Origin of the sequence: Pseudomonas serboccidentalis, assembly GCF_028830055.1 — a bacterium.
Classification (GTDB): domain Bacteria; phylum Pseudomonadota; class Gammaproteobacteria; order Pseudomonadales; family Pseudomonadaceae; genus Aquipseudomonas; species Aquipseudomonas serboccidentalis.
Genome location: NZ_CP101655.1, coordinates 1,591,374 through 1,611,655, shown reverse-complemented (window position 1 = coordinate 1,611,655; position 20,282 = coordinate 1,591,374). Strand labels below are relative to the sequence as shown.

Here is a 20,282-nt window from a genome sequence, read left to right as displayed (position 1 = left end):
AATAATCCATGTACCGTGACCGTATTCGCCAGCCTTCGTTGTTGGATAAAGTGATGAGCGCCGCCGACGCAGCCGCTCTGATTGAAGACGGTATGACCGTCGGCATGAGCGGTTTCACCCGCGCCGGCGAAGCCAAGGCCGTCCCTCACGCACTGGCCGAGCGAGCCAAGGTCACGCCGCTGAAGATCAGCCTGATGACCGGCGCCAGCCTGGGCAACGACCTCGACAAGCAATTGACCGAGGCCGGCGTGCTGTCGCGGCGCATGCCGTTTCAGGTCGACAGCACCTTGCGCAAGGCGATCAACGCCGGCCAAGTCATGTTCATCGACCAGCACCTGTCGGAAACCGTCGAACAACTGCGCAACCAACAATTGAAGCTGCCGGACATCGCGGTGATCGAAGCCGTGGCCATCACCGAACAAGGCCACATCGTGCCGACCACCTCGGTGGGCAACTCGGCGAGCTTCGCGATTTTCGCCAAGCAGGTGATCGTCGAGATCAACCTGGCGCACAACGCCAACCTCGAAGGCCTGCATGACATCTATATCCCGACCTACCGCCCGACCCGCACGCCGATCCCGCTGGTAAAGGTCGACGACCGCATCGGCAGCACTGCGATCCCGATTCCACCGGAGAAGATTGTCGCCATCGTCATCACGCAGCAGGCGGATTCACCGTCCACGGTATCGACACCGGATGTCGACACCAACGCCATCGCCGAGCACCTGATCACTTTCTTCAAGCAGGAAGTCGACGCCGGCCGCATGACCAATAAGCTCGGCCCGTTGCAGGCCGGGATCGGCAACATCGCCAACGCGGTGATGTGCGGTCTGATCGACTCACCGTTCGAAGACCTGACCATGTACTCCGAAGTGCTGCAGGACTCGACCTTCGACCTGATCGATGCGGGCAAGCTGAGCTTTGCCTCGGGCAGCTCGATCACCCTGTCGGAGCGGCGCAATAGCGACGTGTTCGGCAATCTGGAGAAGTACAAGGACAAACTGGTACTGCGTCCGCAGGAGATCTCCAACCATCCGGAAGTAGTGCGCCGTCTCGGCATCATCGGCATCAACACGGCGCTGGAGTTCGACATCTACGGCAACGTCAACTCCACCCACGTCTGTGGCACGCGGATGATGAATGGTATTGGTGGTTCGGGTGACTTCGCGCGCAACGCGCACCTGGCGGTGTTCGTGACCAAGTCGATCGCCAAGGGCGGGGCTATTTCCAGCGTGGTGCCGATGGTCAGCCACGTCGACCACACCGAGCATGACGTCGACATCCTGGTGACCGAAGTCGGTCTGGCCGACCTGCGCGGCCTGGCCCCGCGCGAGCGCGCCCGGGTGATCATCGACAACTGCGTGCACCCCGATTACCGCCAAGCGCTGAATGATTACTTCACCGCCGCCTGCGCCATCGGTGGTCATACCCCGCATATCCTGCGTGAAGCCCTGAGCTGGCACATCAACCTGGAAGAAACCGGACGCATGCTCGCGGTGTAACCACACAAGCAAACCGCTGATGCAAACACAGTTTGTGTCAGCGGATTTGTCTCTCCATCTCATACGACAAAAAACTGTACTACTGTACCGGTGTTTTCCTGCAGCTTTTACCCACCCCTCCCCTCGAAATGAGCAAAAATGCACCACATAAGTGCGGACAGGTACAGTTTGCTCAATTTTGACCCGTACACCCCCTATAAACAGTTAACTGGTCACTCACAATACAGTTGAACTGTATCTAGAGAGACTAGGCAAACGAGAGGATCATGGGCACCAGTTAAACCACTACCTGATCCCGCCACAAGCGGAAGGATGTCAACCATGGAACGTACACTCAGTTCCGAACTGTTCTTCGAAGACAAAGCTGCAAAAAACCAGGCTTCCCTGCCTCTGCGCGTTATCGCCAACCTGATGTTGTGGCAGCGCCGCATCTCCAGCCGCCACCAACTGGCTCGCCTGGATTCGCGTCTGCTGGCTGACGCCGGTATCAGCGAAGCACAACGCTACGAAGAGCTGAGCAAGCCGTTCTGGCGCTAAGTAGCGTCGCTGGCTCTGGTCGTTAGACCCACCGCCAGCAACCCGAATTGAACAAACAAAACCCGTCGCGGGAAACCGCGACGGGTTTTGTCGTTTCAGGGTTTGAAAAACGCCCACACAGCCACCCACAGAAGGAACAGGTACAGTTTATAAAAACAAAAATCTGAACCAGTACAATTTTACATCGGTGTATCTGCTCCCCCACCCTGCATCCGGCGCAGCATGTCCTTAGCCCCTCTCGGCTTAAGGAATACGCCATGAAAGACTTACAGAATGTTTCAACAATTTCGATTCAACCGCTCGTTCGCGTGCACCCGCTGCGACGCCTGCTGCGTGGCTTGTGGCAAGGGCTTGAGCGCGCCAGAACGCGGCGCCTGCTGGCTCAGCTTGATCAGCGCGACCTCGCGGACATGGGGCTCAGTCACGCCGATCGGCTCAACGAATTGGAGAAACCTTTCTGGCGCTAGCACTCTGCCCACTGTCCGAACCTCGCGCGCAGGCCTAATATCCATGACAGAACGTGGCGAATCTTCTGTAACCCGCGTCTGACTCATCAGACACAAGCCACCTCTCAATACGGTTTACTTTCAGGAGATACACCATGTCCCGACTTCGCCTGCTCAGCGCTGCCGCCTTGCTGGCCGTGGCAGCCAACGCCAGCGCCTCCAGCTTCATCGTGACCACCGACGCCGTGGTTGGCGCGCTGAAGTCTTCTTCGGATGCCACTTCCGACGTCAGCTCCTCGCTGCGTGACAACAAAGTCGTAATCGCTGCCCGTGACGACGCTGCCAGCTTCGTTGCCAGCCAAGGCCAGATCCGCGGTGTGAAACTGGAAAGTGCCCTGGACCTTATCCGCCATCAGGCACCGCAATTGAACGCGACCGACGCACAGCTGGCGCAAGCCATTCTGGCGATCTGATCCGTCATTGCAGCAAGGGACACGCCAGTCGTGTCCCGATGTTTCACCGCTGGCTCTGGCCCGGGCATTACGCTAGCCTTGAGACTCGCTAACCGTTATCGAGTCCCATGCGTTTTCTGACCAACCTGCTTATCCCTTCTGCCTTGATCAGCGCCTGCTGGGCGACTTCGGTCGATGCCTTTGATGTCTCCACGCAGAACACCGTGGTGACGGTGTGGGCCACCGGAATGGTGTCTTCCGCGCCATTCGACCGTAAACTGTTGATCGCCGCTCACGATGACGCGGCAGCGTTTGTTGCCAGTGATGGTGAATTGCGAGGAGCGCAGCTCGAATCCGCGCTGCATTACCTGCGCAAATCCCGAGCAAAACTTCATGTCAGCGACCTTGAACTGGCACAGGCAATTCTCGTCCAATAGTTATCCCAGACCTTCGTTATCATTGCCCCTCCGGAGTCGTTCCATGCGTAGCCCGCTGATTGCTGCCGCCCTTGGCCTGTTTTTGTTGGCCGACGTGGCCCAGGCGCACACCCTGGTAGCCACCAGTAACATCATCGTTCGTGCCTCCCAGCGCACTATCGATTTCACCTCCGATACCACCACGTCGATTCGCGATTCGAAAATCATCCGCGAAGCTCACGACGATGCGGCCAGCTTCGTTGCCACCAACGGCGATATCCGCGGTGCGCACCTGGAAGCCGCCCTCAATACCTTGCGCACGCGCGTGCCGGAAGCCCGCGACGCCAGTGATCAGGTGCTCGCCGAAGCCATCCTCGCACTGTGAAGTCATTCGGTGCCTGGCTGCTGGCCGGGGCGTTGTTGCTGGTTGGCAACAGCGCCCACGCCAGCCTGCAATTGCGGCTCAAGACCGACGGCCTGAACCCCGCTCAGCAGCAGGCCAGCCAGGCGCTGCTCGATGAAGCGATGCAAAAACTGCCGCCCAGCTTCGTCGAACAGCTGGACCGCCGCATCGACGTCGGCTGGACCGACGACATGCCGGGCAACGCCTACGGCCAGGCGACCCTGGTTGCCGAACTCGACCTGAACCGCAAACTGCTTGCCGGCCTCACCGACGGCAGCGCGGCCAACGAGAAAACCAACCGCCCCCACGGCACGGTGCGTCAGGAACTGCTGGCGACAGTGCTGCACGAACTCACCCACATTTATGACCGCGCGCGCCTGTGGCCCGCCGCCGAGCGCACGCTGATCCAGCGCTGCACCCGCCGCAACAACAGTGCCGGGCTGATCGGCATTCCCGATGATTGCCGTGGCCAGACTGAGCGGCGCTTCACCCTCAGCGATGACCCGCGCCTGCTTGACCTTGCCGGTTGGCAACAATACGTCGGGCGCCGCGGCGAGCGTGAACAGCACAACCGTCAGGTGGCCCGCAGCCCGGATCTGTACGAGATCTCCAGTCCGAAAGAGTTTGTCGCGGTCAACATGGAGTATTTCCTCCTCGACCCGAGCTATGCCTGTCGGCGTCCGGCACTCTATCGCTACTACAAGGAACGCTTCGGCTGGGCACCGCCGGCCAAGGACACCTGCAGCAACACCTTCGCCTTTCTCAACGCCGGCAACGACTTCGCCAAACAGCCCTTGGGGCAGGTCGATCCGGAACGGGTGTATGCCGTCGACTACCTGCTGGCCGAAGCCAACCAGAACTGGGTCAGCCGCTGGGGCCACAGCATGTTGCGCCTGGTGATCTGTGCGCCGGGCCGACCACGTGGCCCGGATTGCCGACTCGACCTGGATCAGCATCTGGTGCTGTCCTACCGCGCCTTCGTCGGTGACGTGCAGCTGTCGAGCTGGGACGGGCTGGTCGGCAAGTACCCGTCGCGGCTGTTCGTGCTGCCGCTGGCGCAGGTGATCGACGAGTACACCAAGACCGAACTGCGCAGCCTCGCTTCGGTGCCACTGAACCTCTCGCGTACCGAGATTGAAGAGGTGGTCGAACACGCCGCCGAGATGCACTGGAGCTACGACGGCAACTACTTCTTCCTGTCCAACAACTGCGCCGTGGAAAGCCTCAAGCTGTTGCGCAGCGGCAGCAATAACAAGCAACTCGTCGGCCTCGACAGCATCATGCCCAACGGTTTGCTGGAAGTGATGAAGGGTCGCGGGCTGGCCGACACCAGTGTGCTGGACAACCCCAAGGAAGCACTGCGCCTGGGCTATCGCTTCGACTCGTTCCGCGATCGCTATCAGGCGATGTTCGATGTATTGAAGAAGCAGTTGCCGATCCAGCAGACCACGGTTGAGGACTGGCTATCGTTGTCGGCCGAAGAACGCCGGCAATGGTTCGAACGGGCGGACCTGCGCACCAGTGCCGCGTTACTACTGCTGGAACAGGCGAGCTATCGCCGGCAGTTGCTGCTGGCCCAGGATGAGGTCAAGCAGCGCTACCTCGGCGCCCGTGAACTGGAAAACGGTGGCATGGACAAAGCCAACGCCACCCTGCAGGAAATTCTCGCCAACAGCGGCTTCCTCAGTCGTCCGGCGGAACTGCTCGACAGCCGCGGCTACGGTCTGCCGCAACCGAGTGAGTTCAAGCGTCTGCAAGACGAAAGCAGCCAACGCCAGAAACAACTGCTGGCGCTGAGCGGCGATCTGGACAAGGAAGTGCGCAAGTTGCTGGAACCCAAGCGAGCGGCCGAGATTGCTGCCAGCGAAGCCAACGTGAAGCAGATCGGCGAACACCTGCGCAAACTGCACAAGGCAGCCGGCGGGCTGGAATTGCCTTAAAAAAACGAAAGATCGCAGCCTGCGGCAGCTCCTACACAATCCATGTAGGAGCTGCCGCAGGCTGCGATCTTTTTATTGCCTGGCGATTAATTCAAAACACCGTCCAGAATTTCGTAGACGATCCCGGTGCCCACCGCGATCAGCACGATATCGCCCCCGGCCCGGCGCCACTCATAGCCCGGATACACCGGCAGACGACTCAGCGCCCGACCGTCCAGCCGCTCGCCGTAATAACCGCGCGGCAACGGCCGACCGCGCTCCAGACGAATACCCGGCGGTGGCGGCGCACCGCGTACGAAGTAGCCGTGATTATCGCGAATGGTCTGCCGCACCGGACCGAAGTCCCGCGGCGGGCCGCCACGGTGGTCGTTTTGCGGGCCACGGTGATCGTCGCCGTGGTTCTCGTAATGGCCCGGTTGCGGGCCGCCGTGGTCATGATCATCGCGTGGATCGGCGCTGGCCAGCAGCGGTGTCGCGCTGAACATCAGCACACCCAGTCCGGCAATCAGACGTTTCGGCATTTTCATCGGGTCTTTCCTCACTGCACCACAGCAAAAAGGGATTCAGAACGCGGTTCTGAATCCCTCGGTCTTGCTCAATTAGGCTGCGTCGTGAGGCGCTAATTCCTCTGTATCAGGAACTTTACCTTCAGCTGACGCGGGCCTGACGCACGCCTTCGGACAGTGCCGAGCACAGGCTCAGCACACCGTCGATGGCCTGGTCCGGCGTGGTCGCGTTGGCGATGTGGTCGATCAGGGCCGAGCCCACCACCACACCGTCCGCCAAGCGTGCGATGGACGCAGCCTGCTCCGGTGTGCGGATACCGAAACCGATGCTGATCGGCAGGTCGGTATGCCGACGCAGACGCGTCACCGCTTCTTCGACGTGCTCCAGAGTCGCAGCGCCGGCACCGGTCACACCGGCCACCGACACGTAGTAAACGAAGCCGGAGCTGCCGTTGAGCACCTTCGGCAGACGCGCATCGTCAGTGGTCGGCGTGGTCAGGCGGATGAAGTCCAGACCGGCAGCCTGGGCCGGGTCGCACAGCTCGGTGTTGTGCTCCGGCGGCATGTCGACCACGATCAGGCCGTCGACGCCCGCTTCCTTGGCATCGGCAATGAAGCGCGGCACGCCATACATGTGGATCGGGTTGAAGTAGCCCATCAGCACCAGCGGCGTATCGCTGTTGCCTTCGCGGAACTCGCGGACCATCTGCAGGGTTTTCGCCAGATTCTGTTTGGCGCCCAACGCACGGATGTTCGCCAGTTGAATCGCCGGGCCGTCGGCCATCGGGTCAGTGAACGGCATGCCCAGTTCGATCACGTCGGCGCCAGCACCCGGCAAGCCTTTGAGGATCGCCAGCGAAGTGGCGTAGTCCGGGTCACCGGCGGTGACGAAGGTCACCAGTGCAGCGCGGTTCTGTTGCTTGAGTTCGGCAAAGCGGGTTTGCAGGCGGCTCATCAGTGTTTCTCCTGCTTAGACTGTTCCATGTGATGCATGACGGTCTGCATGTCTTTGTCGCCACGGCCCGACAGGTTGACCACCATCAGGTGATCCTTCGGCAGTTTCGGTGCGCGCTTGAACACTTCAGCCAACGCATGAGCGCTTTCCAGTGCCGGGATGATCCCTTCCAGACGGCAGCATTTGTGGAACGCTTCAAGGGCTTCGTCGTCGGTCACCGAGGTGTACTGGACGCGGCCGATGTCATGCAACCAGGCGTGTTCCGGGCCGATGCCCGGATAGTCCAGGCCAGCGGAAATCGAGTGGGCGTCGATGATCTGACCATCGTCGTCCTGCAGCAGGAAGGTGCGGTTGCCGTGCAACACGCCCGGTACGCCGCCATTGAGGCTCGCCGCGTGCTTGCCGGTTTCGATGCCGTAACCGGCCGCTTCGACACCGATGATCTCGACGCTCTTGTCGTCGAGGAACGGGTGGAACAGGCCCATGGCGTTGGAACCGCCGCCGATGCACGCCACCAGGCTGTCCGGCAGACGACCTTCCTGAGCTTGCAGCTGCTCGCGGGTTTCCTTGCCGATCACGGCCTGGAAATCACGAACCATCGCTGGATAAGGGTGCGGGCCGGCCACAGTGCCGATCAGGTAGAAGGTGCTGTCGACGTTGGTCACCCAGTCACGCAGCGCTTCGTTCATCGCGTCCTTCAGGGTGCCGGTGCCGGCCACCACCGGGATCACTTCAGCGCCCAGCAGCTTCATGCGGAACACGTTGGCCTGCTGACGCTCGATGTCAGTGGTGCCCATGTAGATCACGCAGTCCAGACCGAAGCGGGCGGCCACTGTGGCGGTCGCCACACCGTGCATGCCGGCGCCGGTCTCGGCGATGATGCGTTTTTTGCCCATGCGCCGCGCCAACAGGATCTGGCCGATGCAATTGTTGATCTTGTGCGCGCCGGTGTGGTTGAGCTCTTCGCGCTTGAGGTAGATCTTGGCGCCACCGCAGAACTCAGTCAGACGCTCGGCGAAATACAGCGGACTTGGACGTCCAACGTAGTCACGCTGGAAGTAGGCCAGTTCTTCCTTGAATGCCGGATCTTCCTTGGCCGCTTCGTATTCACGGGCCAGATCAAGGATCAACGGCATCAGGGTTTCGGCCACATAGCGGCCACCGAACGCGCCGAACAGGCCGTTATCGTCAGGGCCGCTGCGCAGATTGGAAGTGTTCGAAGTCTGGGTCATGGTGTGCTCCAGGTGAATTCGGGTCGAAAGACAATGACGCCACTCTACCCCTGACCTTCCAGACTGAAAACCGATAAGATCGCCACAACCTGTCAGGAAATCTCACAGATACCATGAGCCATGATCTTCCGCCGCTGAACGCCTTGCGCGCCTTTGAAGCCACGGCCCGGCTGAACAGCGTCAGTCAGGCAGCCGAACAGCTGCACGTCACCCACGGCGCGGTCAGCCGCCAGCTCAAAGTGCTCGAAGAGCATCTTGGCGTCAGCCTGTTCGTCAAGGATGGGCGCGGCTTGAAACTCACAGATGCCGGGGTTCGTCTGCGAGACGCCAGCGGCGAGGCGTTCGATCGGTTGCGCAGCGTGTGTGCCGAGCTGACGCAAAGCACCGCCGACGCGCCGTTCGTGCTCGGTTGCTCCGGTAGCCTGTTGGCGCGCTGGTTCATTCCACGCCTGGGCCGGCTCAATGCCGACCTGCCCGACTTGCGTCTGCACCTGTCGGCCGGTGAAGGCGATCTCGATCCACGACGCCCCGGACTCGACGCCTTGCTGCTGTTCGCCGAGCCGCCATGGCCGGCAGACATGCAGGTGTATGAGCTGGCGGCAGAACGCATCGGGCCGGTGATGAGCCCGCTGTTCAGCGGTTATCAGCGCCTGCAAGCAGCCCCCGCGTCTGCCTTGCTCAGCGAACCGCTGCTGCACACCACCTCCCGCCCGCAAGCCTGGCCGAGCTGGGCACAGCAAAACCACCTCGACGCCAAAGCGTTGAAGCTCGGGCAAGGTTTTGAGCATTTGTATTATTTGCTGGAAGCAGCGGTGGCCGGACTTGGCGTGGCGATCGCGCCAGAGCCGCTGGTGGCCGAAGATTTGAAAGCCGGTCGCCTGGTTGCGCCGTGGGGCTTCTGCGAAACCCCGGCGCAACTGGCGTTGTGGCTACCCAAGCGCGCCGCAGACGGACGCGCCCGGCAACTGGCGCAATGGCTCAAGAACGAGCTGCGCCAGACGGATCACTCGCCGCGCTTGAACAACAAGTAAGCAGCCAGCAGACCCAACGCACCCACGGCTACACCGGCGGTGGTCCAAGGGTGTTCCTGAGCGTAATCGCGGGTGGCGATCCCGGTCTCACGGGTTTTCACTTTGACTTCTTCGTAGGCATCGCTGAGCAGGCTGCGCGAATGTTTCAGCGCGCTTTCGGCGTTGCCCTTGAGCGCCTTGAGTGTCTTGCGCGACTCGTCCGAAGCGTCATCCTTCAGGCTTTCCAACGATTTGAGCAGACTCTCGATCTCGGCTTCCATGCTTTGCAACGAGGCTTTACGTAAAGAGGTGTTGGCCATGGTGGCTCTCCTGCATTGGTGATGAGTGGCGTGTGTTGGTTGGGACTTCAGCGGTTTGAGAAAGTGCAGAAAATCTGAACTTCGCTTGCGCAGGGCCACCGAAATCAACAGTGCAGATTCACTGCTAGTCTCAATTCCACACGTCAATTCCACACGCCAAGGAGATCGCCATGAGTGACCATCACACGTACAAGAAAGTCGAGCTGGTCGGCTCGTCCACCAGCAGCATCGAAGACGCCATCAACAACGCACTGGCCGAAGCGAACAAGAGCATCAAGCATCTGGAGTGGTTTGAAGTGGTCGACACCCGTGGCCACATCAAGGACGGCAAGGCTGCGCATTTCCAGGTCACGCTCAAGGTCGGCTTCCGGATTGCCAGCAGCTGAGTTTGGGCTACGCTTCTGAACTTGCGCGCTGGCCGAGTGCCATAGGAATGGCAAAGCGCTACAAGGTGAGCGCATCGGGATGCCCGATGCCCGCCTCTTTTAATCCGACCAGGGAGTGCGACCGATGAAGAAGTTCATATTGGCAGTAGGTTTGTTGAGCCTTGCGGGTGGCGCGTTTGCTGCTGGCAAGCCTTGTGAAGAGTTGAAAAGCGAGATTGCCGCGAAACTGGACGCCAAGGGCGTTTCCGGGTATTCGCTGGAGATTGTCGACAAGGGTGCAGCCAGTGACGGCACAGTCGTTGGCACCTGCGAAGGTGGCGCCAAGGAAATCGTCTACAAACGCGGTTGATCGCCTCTGAAATGCAAAAGCCGACGCCAATGCGTCGGCTTTTTTGTGGGCAACGATTTTCCATTGCAGGAGTGAGCCTGCTCGCGATAGCGGTGTTTAAGTCAACGGATGGGGTGGCTGACACGCCGTCATCGCGAGCGGGCTCACTCGTACAGGGGTTGTAGTCAGCCCTTCATGACCTGCGCCAGCAACTCATAGGAATGCAGGCGATCAGCATGCTCATACAGGTCGCAGGTGAAGATCAGCTCATCGGCCTGGGTCTGCTCGACCAGCACCTCCAGCTTCGCGCGGATCTTCTGCGGGCTGCCGACCATCGCCAGACCGAGGAAATCCCCCACCGCCTCACGTTCATGAGGCAGCCACAGGCCGTCCATGCTTTTCACCGGCGGACGCTGCACCAGACTCTGCCCACGCATCAACGCGAGAATGCGCTGATACACCGAGGTCGCCAGGTAGTCGGCCTGCTCATCGGTATCCGCCGCCACCAGTGGCACACCGAGCATCACGTACGGCTTGTCGAGCACCGCCGAGGGCTTGAAGTGGTTGCGATAGACGCGGATCGCCTCGTGCATGAAGCGCGGGGCGAAGTGCGAGGCGAAGGCGTAGGGCAAACCGCGCTCACCGGCCAGTTGCGCACTGAACAGGCTGGAGCCGAGCAACCAGATCGGCACATTGGTGCCGGTGCCGGGCATGGCGATCACCCGTTGATCCGGGGTGCGCGGGCCGAGGAAACGCGCCAGTTCGGCAACATCTTCCGGGAAATCATCGGCACTGCCGGAGCGCTCGCGGCGCAGGGCGCGGGCGGTCATCTGGTCGGAACCCGGCGCACGGCCCAGCCCGAGGTCGATGCGCCCCGGATACAGGCTCTCAAGGGTGCCGAACTGCTCGGCGATCACCAGCGGCGCATGGTTGGGCAGCATCACCCCGCCGGAGCCGACACGAATCGTCGAGGTGCCGCCGGCCAGATACCCCAGCAACACCGAGGTGGCGGAACTGGCGATGCCGTCCATGTTGTGGTGCTCGGCGACCCAGAATCGGGTGTAGCCGAACTTCTCGACATGCTGCGCCAGGTCCAGCGAGTTGCGCAGCGATTGCGCCGGGCTGCCGTTCTCGCGCACGGGCACCAGATCGAGGGTGGAAAACTTTACGTCGGACAGTTGCTTCATAAACCTGCGTCTCCGAGTGAGGAGGCAGGTTTTTCTTGCGAACGAAAACCTGCCGAATTCATAAGCGTGTTCTGTGCAATGAGGGCATATACCCGAGTTTCAATAGCTGAGGGAAAAATCCTACTAAAAAAGTCAACGATTCACCTGGGCTGAACTTTGTTCCGGCGTCTATCCTCAGAAGCCTTGCAAGCAAAACCACGACGGCGCGGCGTTCCGCGCCAGATCTTGAGGAGGCAAACATGGCTATCGTGAAGAAAGCATCCGCGCATTGGGCAGGCGATCTGAAAACCGGCATTGGCTCGATCTCTACCGAAACCGGCGTCCTCAGAGAAGCGCCTTACGGCTTCAAGGCCCGCTTCGAAGGCGGCAAGGGCACCAACCCGGAAGAACTGATCGGCGCCGCCCATGCCGGCTGTTTTTCCATGGCGTTTTCGATGATTCTCGGCGATGCAGGCCTTAAGGCTGACAGCATCGACACTCAGGCAGAGGTCACGCTGGACCAGGTGGACGGCGGTTTTGCCATCACTGCGGTCAAACTGATTCTCAAGGCGAAGATCCCGGGGGCGACGCAGGCGCAGTTTGAAGAACTGAGCACCAAGGCCAAGGAAGGGTGCCCGGTGTCCAAGGTGTTGAATGCGAAGATTACCCTTGAGGCTTCGCTGGTCAGCTAAGTCGGCGCTGACTGACCCATTCGCGAGCAGGCTCGCTCCCTCAGGGGATTGTGTTGTGAACACGTCCAATGTGAGAGCGAGCCTGCTGGCGAAAGCGATCCTGAAATCACCGCAGTGCCTGAAGATGTGAGCGAAGTCAGAACCCACTCTGCAAAAATATGGTCGAATAAGTGACAGCAGCTTCAGCGCACACCCGTGCGCGCTGCACCAGGGAGCTTCAAATATGAAACGTATTGGCTTGGCGATTCTCTGCAGTGCACTGGCCACAACGGTTCTTGCCGCACCGAAAGACTGTGAAGAATTGAAAAACGAGATCGAGGTCAAGATCCAGGCTAACGCCGTGCCCTCCTACACGCTGGAAATCGTCAGCAAGGAAGAGGCCGAGAAACACGACGTGGCCATGGTCGTCGGCACTTGCGACAACGGCACCAAAGCGATCATTTATCAGAAGAACAGCAACTGATTCACCTCAGGTAAGGCAGACCATGTCACGATCCTCGGCGACGATCTCGCGTTTGGCGTTGTACAACCGGGCACTCGGCGTGAAGCCCAGCGAACGCCCTTCCAGCAGGTAACGCTGGCCGGCTTCGAAATGGTCGTAGCGGATGTACAGATAGCACAGACGTTCGACCGGGCCGGTCATCAGGCTGCCGCCGCCGCCAAATACTTCAAAGTCAAAACGCACCCGCAGCTCATGGCTGCCGGGTGTGACCTGGAAAAACCTGCCATCAGTCAGGCGAACGTTATCCAGGCGCTCGGCCATGAGCAGTTCGCCACCCGGGGTCGGGGTCGAGAAATCGACCCAGGCCATGTTCGGATCGACCGGGGGCAGCGGGGTCTGGCAGCCGGCGATTACGCCGACCGCGAGCAACAGCATCAACTTGCGCATGATGGACGTCCAAGGATTCAGATCTCCAGCATAGCGCCGATCAAGTGCGCTGGCAGCCTGCCGGTGTGCCTTGGCCGACAACCTTGCGCTGCTCGTCGTAGAGCTTCGCCCATGGCCGGAAACCGATGCTGCCGGCCTGCAGCTGATAGCGCTGACCGGCGTTGAAGTCCTTGAATTTCACATTCAACTGGCAGTCGCGCCACAGTGGCTCGGCGTCGGGGCCAATGTTGGTGGCTTCGACCGGAAACTGATAACGCACCTTCAGCTCATGACTGCCGGGCTGCACCTCGAAATAACGTTTGTCGACCGTGGTTCGGCTATCCACTTGCAGCGCTTGCAGCGCCGTGTCCTGTTGCCGGGCATCGAGATCGATCCAGGCTTGCGAGGGGTCAGGGTCGGGCATTCCGAATCCGGCACAACCGGCCAGTGTCAGCAGGCCTCCTGTCAGCAACAACATGCGCATAGCGAAGCTCCAAATGGCGGGATAGTCTTGCGGGCAGACTTTCCAAAGGATTTTTATTTTGAGCAGGCCGCTTCCAAGCCATGGGTTACTTGATCGCGTTTTTCGGATTTTGTTTCCGGGGGTGATGTTTTTGTTGCTCAACGGTTGCGCCAGCGTCAGCTATTACAGTCAGTTGGCCAGCGGCCAGTTGCAGTTGTTGCGGGCGCGCGAGCCAGTGACCAAGGTGATCGCCGACCCCAGCCACGACGCTTCGCTGCGCGCTCATCTGACTCAGTCGCAAAAAGCCCGGGCCTTCGCCAGCGAACAGCTGCACCTGCCGGACAACCAAAGCTATCGCCTGTACGCCGACATTGGCCGGCCGTACGTGGTGTGGAACGTGTTCGCCACCCCGGAGTTTTCCCTGACCCCGCAGAACCATTGCTTCCCGATCGCCGGTTGCGTGGCCTATCGCGGCTACTACAGCCAGAGCGCTGCCCGTGGCGCAGCGGCGATCCAGCGCCTGCAAGGCATGGACGTGGCGATTGGCGGCGTCGAAGCCTATTCGACCCTCGGCTGGTTCAATGACCCGATTCTCAATTCGATGATGGGCTGGGGCGACGAACGTCTGGCCACGCTGATCTTTCATGAGCTGGCGCATCAGCGCTTCTACGTGAAGGACGACACCGAGTTCAACGAGTCCTTCGCCACGTTTGTCGAACAGCAAGGCACCCGACAGTGGCGGGCGTTTCGTGGTCTGCCGCCGGACACCGATGTGCGGCTCAAGCAGCGCGATCAGTTCATCGAGTTGGTGCTGGAAACGCGGTCACGGCTGGAAAAACTCTACGCCCGGTCGCTGCCGGCCGAGCAGATGCGCGAGCGTAAAGCGGCGGCGTTCGAGCAGTTCCGTCGCGCATATCGATTGATGCGCGACAGCCAGTGGGCCGGGGACAAACGCTATGACGCGTGGGTGAATATGCCGCTGAACAATGCGCGGCTTTTACCGTTCGGCCTGTATGACCAGTGGGTGCCGGCATTTGCGGCGCTGTTCAGGCAGGTTGGGGGGGATTGGGTGAGGTTTTATGCCGAGGTCGAGAGGTTGGGTGAGCTGCCGCTGGCTGAGCGTAAGGTGGCTTTGAGAATATTGGCAGATACAAACAGTTGAGTTGATTGGGTGGACGTCATCGCGAGCAGGCTCACTCCTAAAGGGGAAGGCGCTCCAAATGCAGGAGTGAGCCTGCTCGCGATAGCCATCTGATCAGCGCTGTAAAAACGCCTGATGCAACTCGGCCAGCGTTTCAAAATGATACGCCGGCGCCTCGGCACTCAACTCTTCAAAGCTGCCAAACCCATAGCCCACCGCTGCCGCGTCCAGCCCGTTGCTGCGCGCGCCGATCAGGTCATGTTTGCGGTCGCCGATCATCAGCGTGTTGGCCGGATCCAGCCCTTCTTCGGCCAGCAGATGCGCAATCAGCTCGACCTTGTTGGTCCGCGTGCCATCCAGTTCACTGCCGTAGATCACCTTGAAGTGTTTGGCGAAGTCAAAGTGCCGGGCAATCTCGCGGGCGAACACCCATGGCTTGGACGTCGCGATATACAGCTGTCGGCCTTGGCCGCTCAGGGTTTCGAGCAATGACGTGACGCCGTCGAACACGCGGTTTTCGTAGAGGCCAGTGACCTTGAAGCGCTCGCGATAGAAATTCACCGCTTCCCAGGCTTTGGCCTCGTCGAAGTCATAGAACTGCATGAACGCCTGCAACAACGGCGGGCCGATGAAGTGTTCCAGTTTGGTCAGGTCCGGCTCATCGATGCCGAGCTTGGCGAGGGCGAACTGGATGGAACGGGTGATGCCCTCACGCGGGTCGGTCAGGGTGCCATCGAGGTCGAACAGTACGGTCTGGTAACGCATGAGAAATCCTGAGCAGGTGTAAGGCGATTCAGAGCTGATCGTAGCCTTCGGCCAGATGCAGATCCTTGAGCTTCACGTAGTTCGCTGCGCTGTAGGTGAAGAAGGCGCGTTCCTTGTCGGTCAGCGGGCGGATCTGTTTCACCGGGCTGCCCACGTACAGGAAGCCGCTCTCCAGGCGCTTGCCCGGTGGCACCAGGCTGCCGGCGCCGATGATCACGTCATCCTCGACCACCGCGCCGTCCATGACGATGCTGCCCATGCCGATCAACACGCGGCTGCCGACGCTGCAGCCATGCAGCATGACCTTGTGGGCGATGGTCACGTCATCACCGATCAGCAGCGGGAAGCCCTCCGGGTTGAACGGCCCGGCGTGGGTGATGTGCAGCACGCAGCCGTCCTGCACGCTGGTGCGCGCGCCGATACGGATGCGATGCATGTCGCCACGGATCACGGTCAGCGGCCAGACCGAGCTGTCTTCACCGATTTCGACGTCGCCGATCACCACCGCCGAGCCGTCGACAAACGCGCCTTTGCGGAGCTGCGGGGTGTGATTCTGGTACTTGCGAACGGACACGATAATTTCTCTCTCTGTCGCCGATAGCTGCGGTGGGTGCCGATTGTAATTAAGATGTGGCTATGTTCCTAAATGCATGTTTCTTCCAGCCAAGGTGCCAACCGTGAGCGTGAACAACCCTCTTCTGCAGTCCTACGACCTGCCGCCGTTCTCCACGATCCGTGCCGAACACGTGCTGCCCGCCATTGAAACCATCCTGGCCGACAACCGCGCCGCCATCGCCGAGATCCTCAAGACTCAAGTCGAGAACCCGACCTGGGCCGGCCTGGTATTGGCGATGGACGAGCTCAACGATCGCCTCGGTGCCGCGTGGAGCCCGGTCAGCCACCTCAACGCCGTGTGCAACAGCGCCGAGCTGCGCGAAGCCTACGAGTCGTGCCTGCCGGCCCTGAGCGCCTATTCCACCGAGATGGGCCAGAACCGCGAACTGTTCCAGGCTTATGAAGCGCTGGCCAACAGCCCGGAAGCCGCCGGGTTCGATGTGGCGCAAAAAACCATCCTGGAACACGCCTTGCGCGATTTCCGTCTGTCGGGTATCGACCTGCCGGAAGCCGAACAAAAGCGCTACGCCGAAGTGCAGAGCAAATTGTCCGAGCTGGGCAGCCGCTTCTCCAATCAACTGCTCGACGCCACTCAGGCGTGGACCAAGCACATCACCGACGAAGCCGCCCTCGCCGGCCTGACCGACTCGGCCAAGGCGCAAATGGCTGCCGCTGCGCAAGCCAAAGACCTCGATGGCTGGCTGATCACCCTGGAATTCCCGAGCTACTACGCGGTGATGACCTACGCCCAGGACCGTGCCTTGCGCGAAGAAGTTTACGCCGCCTACTGCACCCGTGCGTCGGACCAAGGCCCGAATGCCGGGCAGAACGACAACGGCCCGGTGATGGAAGAGATCCTCGATCTGCGTCAGGAACTGGCCAAATTGTTGGGCTTCGCCAGCTTCTCCGAGCTGAGCCTGGCGACCAAAATGGCCGAGTCCAGCGACCAGGTGCTGAGTTTCCTGCGCGACCTGGCCAAGCGCAGCAAGCCGTTCGCCGCGCAGGACCTGCAACAGCTGCGCGCTTACGCCGCCGAACAGGGCTGCGCCGATCTGCAAAGCTGGGACAGCGGTTTCTACGGGGAAAAACTCCGCGAGCAACGCTACAGCGTCGCTCAGGAAACCCTGCGTGCCTACTTCCCGATCGATAAAGTCCTCGGCGGTCTGTTCGCTATCGTCCAGCGTCTGTACGGCATCGAAATCGCCGAGCTGAAAGGCTTCGACACCTGGCACCCGGACGTGCGCCTGTTCGAGATCAAGGAAAACGGCCAGCACGTCGGCCGCTTCTTCTTCGACCTCTACGCCCGCGCCAACAAGCGTGGCGGCGCCTGGATGGACGGCGCCCGCGACCGTCGACGCACCGTCGACGGCGTGCTGCAAAGCCCGGTGGCCAACCTGGTGTGCAACTTCACCCCGGCCGACAGCGGCAAGCCCGCGCTGCTGACCCACGATGAAGTGACCACCCTGTTCCATGAATTCGGTCATGGCCTGCATCACCTGCTGACCCGTGTTGATCACGCCGGGGTCTCCGGAATCAACGGCGTGGCGTGGGATGCGGTCGAGCTGCCGAGCCAGTTCATGGAAAACTGGTGCTGGGAGCCGGAAGGCCTGGCGCTGATTTCCGGTCACTACGAAACCGGCGAGCCGCTGCCACAGGACCTGCTGGAAAAAATGCTTGCGGCGAAGAACTTCCAGTCCGGCCTGATGATGGTCCGTCAGCTGGAGTTCTCGCTGTTTGACTTCGAACTGCACGCCACCCACGGTGACGGTCGCAGCGTTGCCCAGGTGCTGGAAGGCGTGCGTGACGAGGTTTCGGTGATGCGTCCACCGGCGTACAACCGCTTCCCCAACAGCTTCGCGCACATCTTCGCCGGCGGTTACGCGGCGGGTTACTACAGCTACAAGTGGGCGGAAGTACTGTCGGCGGATGCCTTCTCCAAGTTCGAAGAAGACGGCGTGCTCAATGCCGACACCGGTCGCGCCTTCCGCGAAGCGATTCTGGCGCGTGGCGGTTCGCAGGCGCCGATGGTGCTGTTCGTCGACTTCCGTGGCCGCGAGCCATCGATTGACGCACTCTTGCGCCACAGCGGCCTGAGTGAGGACGCAGCAGCATGAGTGAGGCACCTGTGATTACCAAGAAACGCTTTATCGCCGGGGCGGTCTGCCCGGCATGCAGCGAGCCGGACAAGCTGATGATGTGGAACGAGGACAGCGTGCCGCACCGCGAATGCGTGGCTTGCGGTTACTCGGATACGCTGAACGAGCAGGGGTTGTCGGTTCCCAAGGAGCTGGGCACGCGGGTCAATACCAGCGCGCTCAAGCCGGCGCCGGACAAGAACGTCCAGGCCGTGCAGTTTTTCCCGAATCCGAAACTGAAGAAAAAGTCCGAAGACTGAGCCGGCGAATAACCCTCCACGGTGCAACACCGTGGAGGGTTCCGCTTATTTGAGGTTGACCGACTGGAACCAGCTCTTCATCGAGCAGGTGGCAAATGCGCTGGTGCTGCAATCGCCATTGGCCAGAGCAGTGCGCAGTTTGTCGACATCGGCCTGCATCACATAGCGCACGCCATCCTTGAAATGGCCGCTTTCACCAAAACCGCCCTGAGTCATTTCATTCAGCGCGTCTTCCTTGCTCCAGCCCTGCACCACGATCCGGTACATCGCCGCCATCAGGCCGGTGCGGTCGGAACCATGCTTGCAATGCATCAACACCGGGCCATTGGCTTCGGCGGCCTGAATCGCGCGCAGGGTCTTGAGCACATCAGCGTCATCGACATGGTTGGTGCGATAAGGCAGTTGCACTTGATTGATGCTCGGCTCGGACAGCCAGCTGCTGTCGGCTTCCGGCAGGAAGTTGATCACCGTCGCCACTTTGAGGTTCTTCAGCAACGGCACCGCGCCGCCGTCCGGCAAGGCACTGCGGTACAACGTTGGCGACATCTGAAACAGGTTGTACTGCACTTCAACCGGTTGCGCCCATTCCGGGGGACGCGATGTTGCAGCGGCGTCAGCCTGGGCCGGTATCAAGTGCAGCAGGGCGACAAGCGACAAACACAAAGCAGGGAAAAGGCGCACTCGGGACATGCTGGGTTGACCGTATCGGGATTCATCAATGAAAGGTCCCGCAGCTTCTACGTCTGGCGGTCAAAGCCCTGTGAGGCACTTGTCAAAGAATCGTGAATCCGCGCGATTTCATTGAGCGCCGCGTAAAAAAACCGCGGCTTTTTCCGCTGAATCGGTTCAACTAGATGATTAGCCTGCTACCATTTGTCACACGATGTTGCAGGCGTCCCCCTTTTCCCGGTCAAACGGGCCACGCGCCGCGACGAAAAAATGCTCAAGCCGTTCGCAGAAACGGACAACCATCAATGCCTGATGAGGTGCACCCCATGTCTGATGCAGATCGAGACAACCCGCGGCGTGAGTTCTTGCGCAAATCCCTGACCCTGATTCCCGTGGTCACCCTCGCCGGTACCGGTCTGGGCAGCAGCGTCTTGCAAGCGGCGCCTGAAGCCACCCCGGCGGCGCCCGCCGCAACTGCGTCGAAGACCGAGGCCGGCGCTTACCAGCCGAGCTATTTCACCGCCGAGGAATGGGCCTTCATCAATGCCGCCGTGGCGCAGTTGATCCCCAACGACGACCAGGGTCCGGGCGCTCTGGAAGCCGGCGTGCCGGAATACATCGACCGCCAGATGAACACTCCGTATGCCGCCGGTGCCCTGTGGTACATGCAGGGTCCGTTCAACGCCGATGCAGCGCCGGAGATGGGCTGGCAGAGCAAACTGGTGCCCAAAGAGATCTATCGCCTGGGCATCGCCGCCGCGGATCAGTGGGCAAAATCACTCAACGGTAAAACATTTGCCGAGCAAGACAGCGCTACCCGAGACGATTTGCTCAAGCAACTCGAGGCTGGAAAACCGCAGTTCGATGCCGTTCCGGCGAAGATTTTCTTCAACCTGCTGCTGCAAAACACCAAGGAAGGGTTCTTCTGCGACCCGATCCACGGCGGCAATAAAGGCATGGTCGGCTGGACCATGATCGGCTTCCCCGGCGCCCGCGCCGATTTCATGGATTGGGTGGAACGCAACGAGCAATACCCCTTCCCGGCAGTTTCGATTCGCGGCGAGAGGGCTTGAGC

The 20,282-nt window shown here is 60.7% G+C and carries 26 protein-coding genes; 16 read left to right on the top strand and 10 right to left on the bottom strand.

Translation table 11 applies throughout. From position 1 onward, the window contains the following. The first annotated feature begins 8 nt into the window (after window positions 1–8). The 7 genes from scpC to NN484_RS07390 all read left to right on the top strand — a co-directional run bounded on the left by scpC (window position 9) and on the right by NN484_RS07390 (window position 5,696). A complete protein-coding gene (gene scpC, locus NN484_RS07420) occupies window positions 9–1,502 on the top strand; it encodes a succinyl-CoA:acetate CoA-transferase ScpC (protein ID WP_274658798.1) in 1,494 nt (497 codons plus the stop codon). A 321-nt stretch (window positions 1,503–1,823) separates the two neighbouring features. After that, window positions 1,824–2,039 carry a DUF1127 domain-containing protein gene (locus NN484_RS07415; protein ID WP_007962833.1) on the top strand — a complete coding sequence of 72 codons (216 nt, stop codon included), beginning with the start codon at window positions 1,824–1,826 and terminating at the stop codon, window positions 2,037–2,039. Between the two features lie 257 nt (window positions 2,040–2,296). After that, window positions 2,297–2,506, top strand: coding sequence for a DUF1127 domain-containing protein (locus NN484_RS07410; RefSeq protein WP_274658797.1), 210 nt, complete (start codon window positions 2,297–2,299; stop codon window positions 2,504–2,506). Window positions 2,507–2,640: 134 nt separating this feature from the next. After that, entirely contained in the window at window positions 2,641–2,958 is a 318-nt protein-coding gene (locus NN484_RS07405) for a DUF2388 domain-containing protein (protein WP_083367407.1), read from the top strand. A gap of 107 nt (window positions 2,959–3,065) precedes the next feature. Continuing rightward, entirely contained in the window at window positions 3,066–3,374 is a 309-nt protein-coding gene (locus NN484_RS07400; protein ID WP_127649333.1) for a DUF2388 domain-containing protein, read from the top strand. Between the two features lie 43 nt (window positions 3,375–3,417). Further along, window positions 3,418–3,738 carry a DUF2388 domain-containing protein gene (locus tag NN484_RS07395; protein ID WP_007911662.1) on the top strand — a complete coding sequence of 107 codons (321 nt, stop codon included), beginning with the start codon at window positions 3,418–3,420 and terminating at the stop codon, window positions 3,736–3,738. Then, complete coding sequence (locus NN484_RS07390) at window positions 3,735–5,696, top strand: DUF7844 domain-containing protein (RefSeq protein WP_274658796.1); 1,962 nt, start codon at window positions 3,735–3,737, stop codon at window positions 5,694–5,696. Before NN484_RS07395 ends, NN484_RS07390 begins: the two co-directional genes overlap by 4 nt. 86 nt (window positions 5,697–5,782) lie before the next feature. On the opposite strand, the gene NN484_RS07385 is transcribed toward NN484_RS07390, so the two are convergent. From NN484_RS07385 to trpB, 3 genes are all read right to left on the bottom strand, one after another. Beyond that, entirely contained in the window at window positions 5,783–6,223 is a 441-nt protein-coding gene (locus tag NN484_RS07385) for an anti-virulence regulator CigR family protein (RefSeq protein WP_127649337.1), read from the bottom strand. A gap of 121 nt (window positions 6,224–6,344) precedes the next feature. After that, window positions 6,345–7,157, bottom strand: a complete 813-nt coding sequence (gene trpA / locus NN484_RS07380) for a tryptophan synthase subunit alpha (protein WP_127649339.1) — start codon at window positions 7,155–7,157, stop codon at window positions 6,345–6,347. Next, window positions 7,157–8,389, bottom strand: a complete 1,233-nt coding sequence (gene trpB / locus NN484_RS07375) for a tryptophan synthase subunit beta (protein WP_064585323.1) — start codon at window positions 8,387–8,389, stop codon at window positions 7,157–7,159. The genes trpA and trpB overlap by 1 nt, the downstream gene beginning before the upstream one ends. Before the next feature lie 113 nt (window positions 8,390–8,502). Here trpB and NN484_RS07370 point away from each other — a divergent pair, with 113 nt between their 5' ends. Continuing rightward, window positions 8,503–9,420, top strand: a complete 918-nt coding sequence (locus tag NN484_RS07370) for a LysR family transcriptional regulator (RefSeq protein WP_274658795.1) — start codon at window positions 8,503–8,505, stop codon at window positions 9,418–9,420. On the opposite strand, the gene NN484_RS07365 is transcribed toward NN484_RS07370, so the two are convergent. Beyond that, window positions 9,393–9,719 carry an ElaB/YgaM/YqjD family protein gene (locus NN484_RS07365; RefSeq protein WP_007953918.1) on the bottom strand — a complete coding sequence of 109 codons (327 nt, stop codon included), beginning with the start codon at window positions 9,717–9,719 and terminating at the stop codon, window positions 9,393–9,395. The genes NN484_RS07370 and NN484_RS07365 overlap by 28 nt on opposite strands. 170 nt (window positions 9,720–9,889) lie before the next feature. On the opposite strand from NN484_RS07365, the gene NN484_RS07360 reads away from it, so the two are divergent. Together NN484_RS07360 and NN484_RS07355 are read left to right on the top strand one after the other, a co-directional pair. Beyond that, window positions 9,890–10,105 carry a dodecin gene (locus NN484_RS07360; protein ID WP_003220389.1) on the top strand — a complete coding sequence of 72 codons (216 nt, stop codon included), beginning with the start codon at window positions 9,890–9,892 and terminating at the stop codon, window positions 10,103–10,105. A 124-nt stretch (window positions 10,106–10,229) separates the two neighbouring features. Further along, window positions 10,230–10,454, top strand: coding sequence for a DUF1161 domain-containing protein (locus NN484_RS07355; protein ID WP_215500405.1), 225 nt, complete (start codon window positions 10,230–10,232; stop codon window positions 10,452–10,454). A gap of 164 nt (window positions 10,455–10,618) precedes the next feature. Here NN484_RS07355 and NN484_RS07350 read toward each other — a convergent pair whose 3' ends face one another. After that, window positions 10,619–11,620, bottom strand: coding sequence for an LLM class flavin-dependent oxidoreductase (locus NN484_RS07350; protein ID WP_103483943.1), 1,002 nt, complete (start codon window positions 11,618–11,620; stop codon window positions 10,619–10,621). A 239-nt stretch (window positions 11,621–11,859) separates the two neighbouring features. Here NN484_RS07350 and NN484_RS07345 point away from each other — a divergent pair, with 239 nt between their 5' ends. Both NN484_RS07345 and NN484_RS07340 read left to right on the top strand, forming a co-directional pair. Next, a complete protein-coding gene (locus NN484_RS07345; protein WP_274658794.1) occupies window positions 11,860–12,291 on the top strand; it encodes an OsmC family protein in 432 nt (143 codons plus the stop codon). 223 nt (window positions 12,292–12,514) lie between these two features. Beyond that, complete coding sequence (locus NN484_RS07340) at window positions 12,515–12,754, top strand: DUF1161 domain-containing protein (protein ID WP_215500407.1); 240 nt, start codon at window positions 12,515–12,517, stop codon at window positions 12,752–12,754. 6 nt (window positions 12,755–12,760) lie between these two features. Here NN484_RS07340 and NN484_RS07335 read toward each other — a convergent pair whose 3' ends face one another. Further along, the gene (locus tag NN484_RS07335; protein ID WP_274658793.1) at window positions 12,761–13,180 is read right to left on the bottom strand and encodes a PA0061/PA0062 family lipoprotein; all 420 of its coding nucleotides are present in this window, start codon (window positions 13,178–13,180) and stop codon (window positions 12,761–12,763) included. A gap of 40 nt (window positions 13,181–13,220) precedes the next feature. Beyond that, window positions 13,221–13,643 carry a PA0061/PA0062 family lipoprotein gene (locus NN484_RS07330; protein ID WP_127649351.1) on the bottom strand — a complete coding sequence of 141 codons (423 nt, stop codon included), beginning with the start codon at window positions 13,641–13,643 and terminating at the stop codon, window positions 13,221–13,223. A 58-nt stretch (window positions 13,644–13,701) separates the two neighbouring features. Between NN484_RS07330 and NN484_RS07325 the strand changes: the two genes are divergently transcribed. Then, window positions 13,702–14,784, top strand: coding sequence for an aminopeptidase (locus NN484_RS07325; protein WP_274658792.1), 1,083 nt, complete (start codon window positions 13,702–13,704; stop codon window positions 14,782–14,784). Between the two features lie 93 nt (window positions 14,785–14,877). Here the strand turns inward: NN484_RS07325 and NN484_RS07320 are convergent, their stop codons facing one another. Together NN484_RS07320 and NN484_RS07315 are read right to left on the bottom strand one after the other, a co-directional pair. Next, window positions 14,878–15,528, bottom strand: a complete 651-nt coding sequence (locus NN484_RS07320; protein WP_215500411.1) for an HAD family hydrolase — start codon at window positions 15,526–15,528, stop codon at window positions 14,878–14,880. A gap of 28 nt (window positions 15,529–15,556) precedes the next feature. After that, entirely contained in the window at window positions 15,557–16,102 is a 546-nt protein-coding gene (locus NN484_RS07315) for a gamma carbonic anhydrase family protein (protein ID WP_274658791.1), read from the bottom strand. 103 nt (window positions 16,103–16,205) lie between these two features. Here NN484_RS07315 and prlC point away from each other — a divergent pair, with 103 nt between their 5' ends. After that, window positions 16,206–18,257 carry an oligopeptidase A gene (prlC, locus tag NN484_RS07310; protein ID WP_274658790.1) on the top strand — a complete coding sequence of 684 codons (2,052 nt, stop codon included), beginning with the start codon at window positions 16,206–16,208 and terminating at the stop codon, window positions 18,255–18,257. Further along, window positions 18,254–18,538, top strand: a complete 285-nt coding sequence (locus NN484_RS07305; RefSeq protein WP_127649361.1) for a YheV family putative zinc ribbon protein — start codon at window positions 18,254–18,256, stop codon at window positions 18,536–18,538. Before prlC ends, NN484_RS07305 begins: the two co-directional genes overlap by 4 nt. 45 nt (window positions 18,539–18,583) lie before the next feature. Here the strand turns inward: NN484_RS07305 and NN484_RS07300 are convergent, their stop codons facing one another. Next, window positions 18,584–19,228, bottom strand: a complete 645-nt coding sequence (locus NN484_RS07300) for a dual specificity protein phosphatase family protein (RefSeq protein WP_127649363.1) — start codon at window positions 19,226–19,228, stop codon at window positions 18,584–18,586. Window positions 19,229–19,533: 305 nt separating this feature from the next. Between NN484_RS07300 and NN484_RS07295 the strand changes: the two genes are divergently transcribed. Next, complete coding sequence (locus NN484_RS07295; RefSeq protein WP_215500414.1) at window positions 19,534–20,280, top strand: gluconate 2-dehydrogenase subunit 3 family protein; 747 nt, start codon at window positions 19,534–19,536, stop codon at window positions 20,278–20,280. The last annotated feature ends 2 nt before the right edge of the window (window positions 20,281–20,282 follow it).

Coding starts and splice junctions, on each gene's coding strand:
- NN484_RS07295 (WP_215500414.1), top strand. CDS start 19,534: ATGTCTGATGCAGATCGAGACAACCCGCGGCGTGAGTTCTTGCGCAAA.
- NN484_RS07365 (WP_007953918.1), bottom strand. CDS start 9,719: ATGGCCAACACCTCTTTACGTAAAGCCTCGTTGCAAAGCATGGAAGCC.
- NN484_RS07400 (WP_127649333.1), top strand. CDS start 3,066: ATGCGTTTTCTGACCAACCTGCTTATCCCTTCTGCCTTGATCAGCGCC.
- NN484_RS07360 (WP_003220389.1), top strand. CDS start 9,890: ATGAGTGACCATCACACGTACAAGAAAGTCGAGCTGGTCGGCTCGTCC.
- NN484_RS07350 (WP_103483943.1), bottom strand. CDS start 11,620: ATGAAGCAACTGTCCGACGTAAAGTTTTCCACCCTCGATCTGGTGCCC.
- NN484_RS07415 (WP_007962833.1), top strand. CDS start 1,824: ATGGAACGTACACTCAGTTCCGAACTGTTCTTCGAAGACAAAGCTGCA.
- NN484_RS07370 (WP_274658795.1), top strand. CDS start 8,503: ATGAGCCATGATCTTCCGCCGCTGAACGCCTTGCGCGCCTTTGAAGCC.
- trpA (WP_127649339.1), bottom strand. CDS start 7,157: ATGAGCCGCCTGCAAACCCGCTTTGCCGAACTCAAGCAACAGAACCGC.
- NN484_RS07355 (WP_215500405.1), top strand. CDS start 10,230: ATGAAGAAGTTCATATTGGCAGTAGGTTTGTTGAGCCTTGCGGGTGGC.
- NN484_RS07335 (WP_274658793.1), bottom strand. CDS start 13,180: ATGCGCAAGTTGATGCTGTTGCTCGCGGTCGGCGTAATCGCCGGCTGC.
- NN484_RS07410 (WP_274658797.1), top strand. CDS start 2,297: ATGAAAGACTTACAGAATGTTTCAACAATTTCGATTCAACCGCTCGTT.
- NN484_RS07320 (WP_215500411.1), bottom strand. CDS start 15,528: ATGCGTTACCAGACCGTACTGTTCGACCTCGATGGCACCCTGACCGAC.
- NN484_RS07405 (WP_083367407.1), top strand. CDS start 2,641: ATGTCCCGACTTCGCCTGCTCAGCGCTGCCGCCTTGCTGGCCGTGGCA.
- NN484_RS07385 (WP_127649337.1), bottom strand. CDS start 6,223: ATGAAAATGCCGAAACGTCTGATTGCCGGACTGGGTGTGCTGATGTTC.
- trpB (WP_064585323.1), bottom strand. CDS start 8,389: ATGACCCAGACTTCGAACACTTCCAATCTGCGCAGCGGCCCTGACGAT.
- scpC (WP_274658798.1), top strand. CDS start 9: ATGTACCGTGACCGTATTCGCCAGCCTTCGTTGTTGGATAAAGTGATG.
- NN484_RS07345 (WP_274658794.1), top strand. CDS start 11,860: ATGGCTATCGTGAAGAAAGCATCCGCGCATTGGGCAGGCGATCTGAAA.
- NN484_RS07305 (WP_127649361.1), top strand. CDS start 18,254: ATGAGTGAGGCACCTGTGATTACCAAGAAACGCTTTATCGCCGGGGCG.
- NN484_RS07340 (WP_215500407.1), top strand. CDS start 12,515: ATGAAACGTATTGGCTTGGCGATTCTCTGCAGTGCACTGGCCACAACG.
- NN484_RS07300 (WP_127649363.1), bottom strand. CDS start 19,228: ATGTCCCGAGTGCGCCTTTTCCCTGCTTTGTGTTTGTCGCTTGTCGCC.
- NN484_RS07330 (WP_127649351.1), bottom strand. CDS start 13,643: ATGCGCATGTTGTTGCTGACAGGAGGCCTGCTGACACTGGCCGGTTGT.
- NN484_RS07395 (WP_007911662.1), top strand. CDS start 3,418: ATGCGTAGCCCGCTGATTGCTGCCGCCCTTGGCCTGTTTTTGTTGGCC.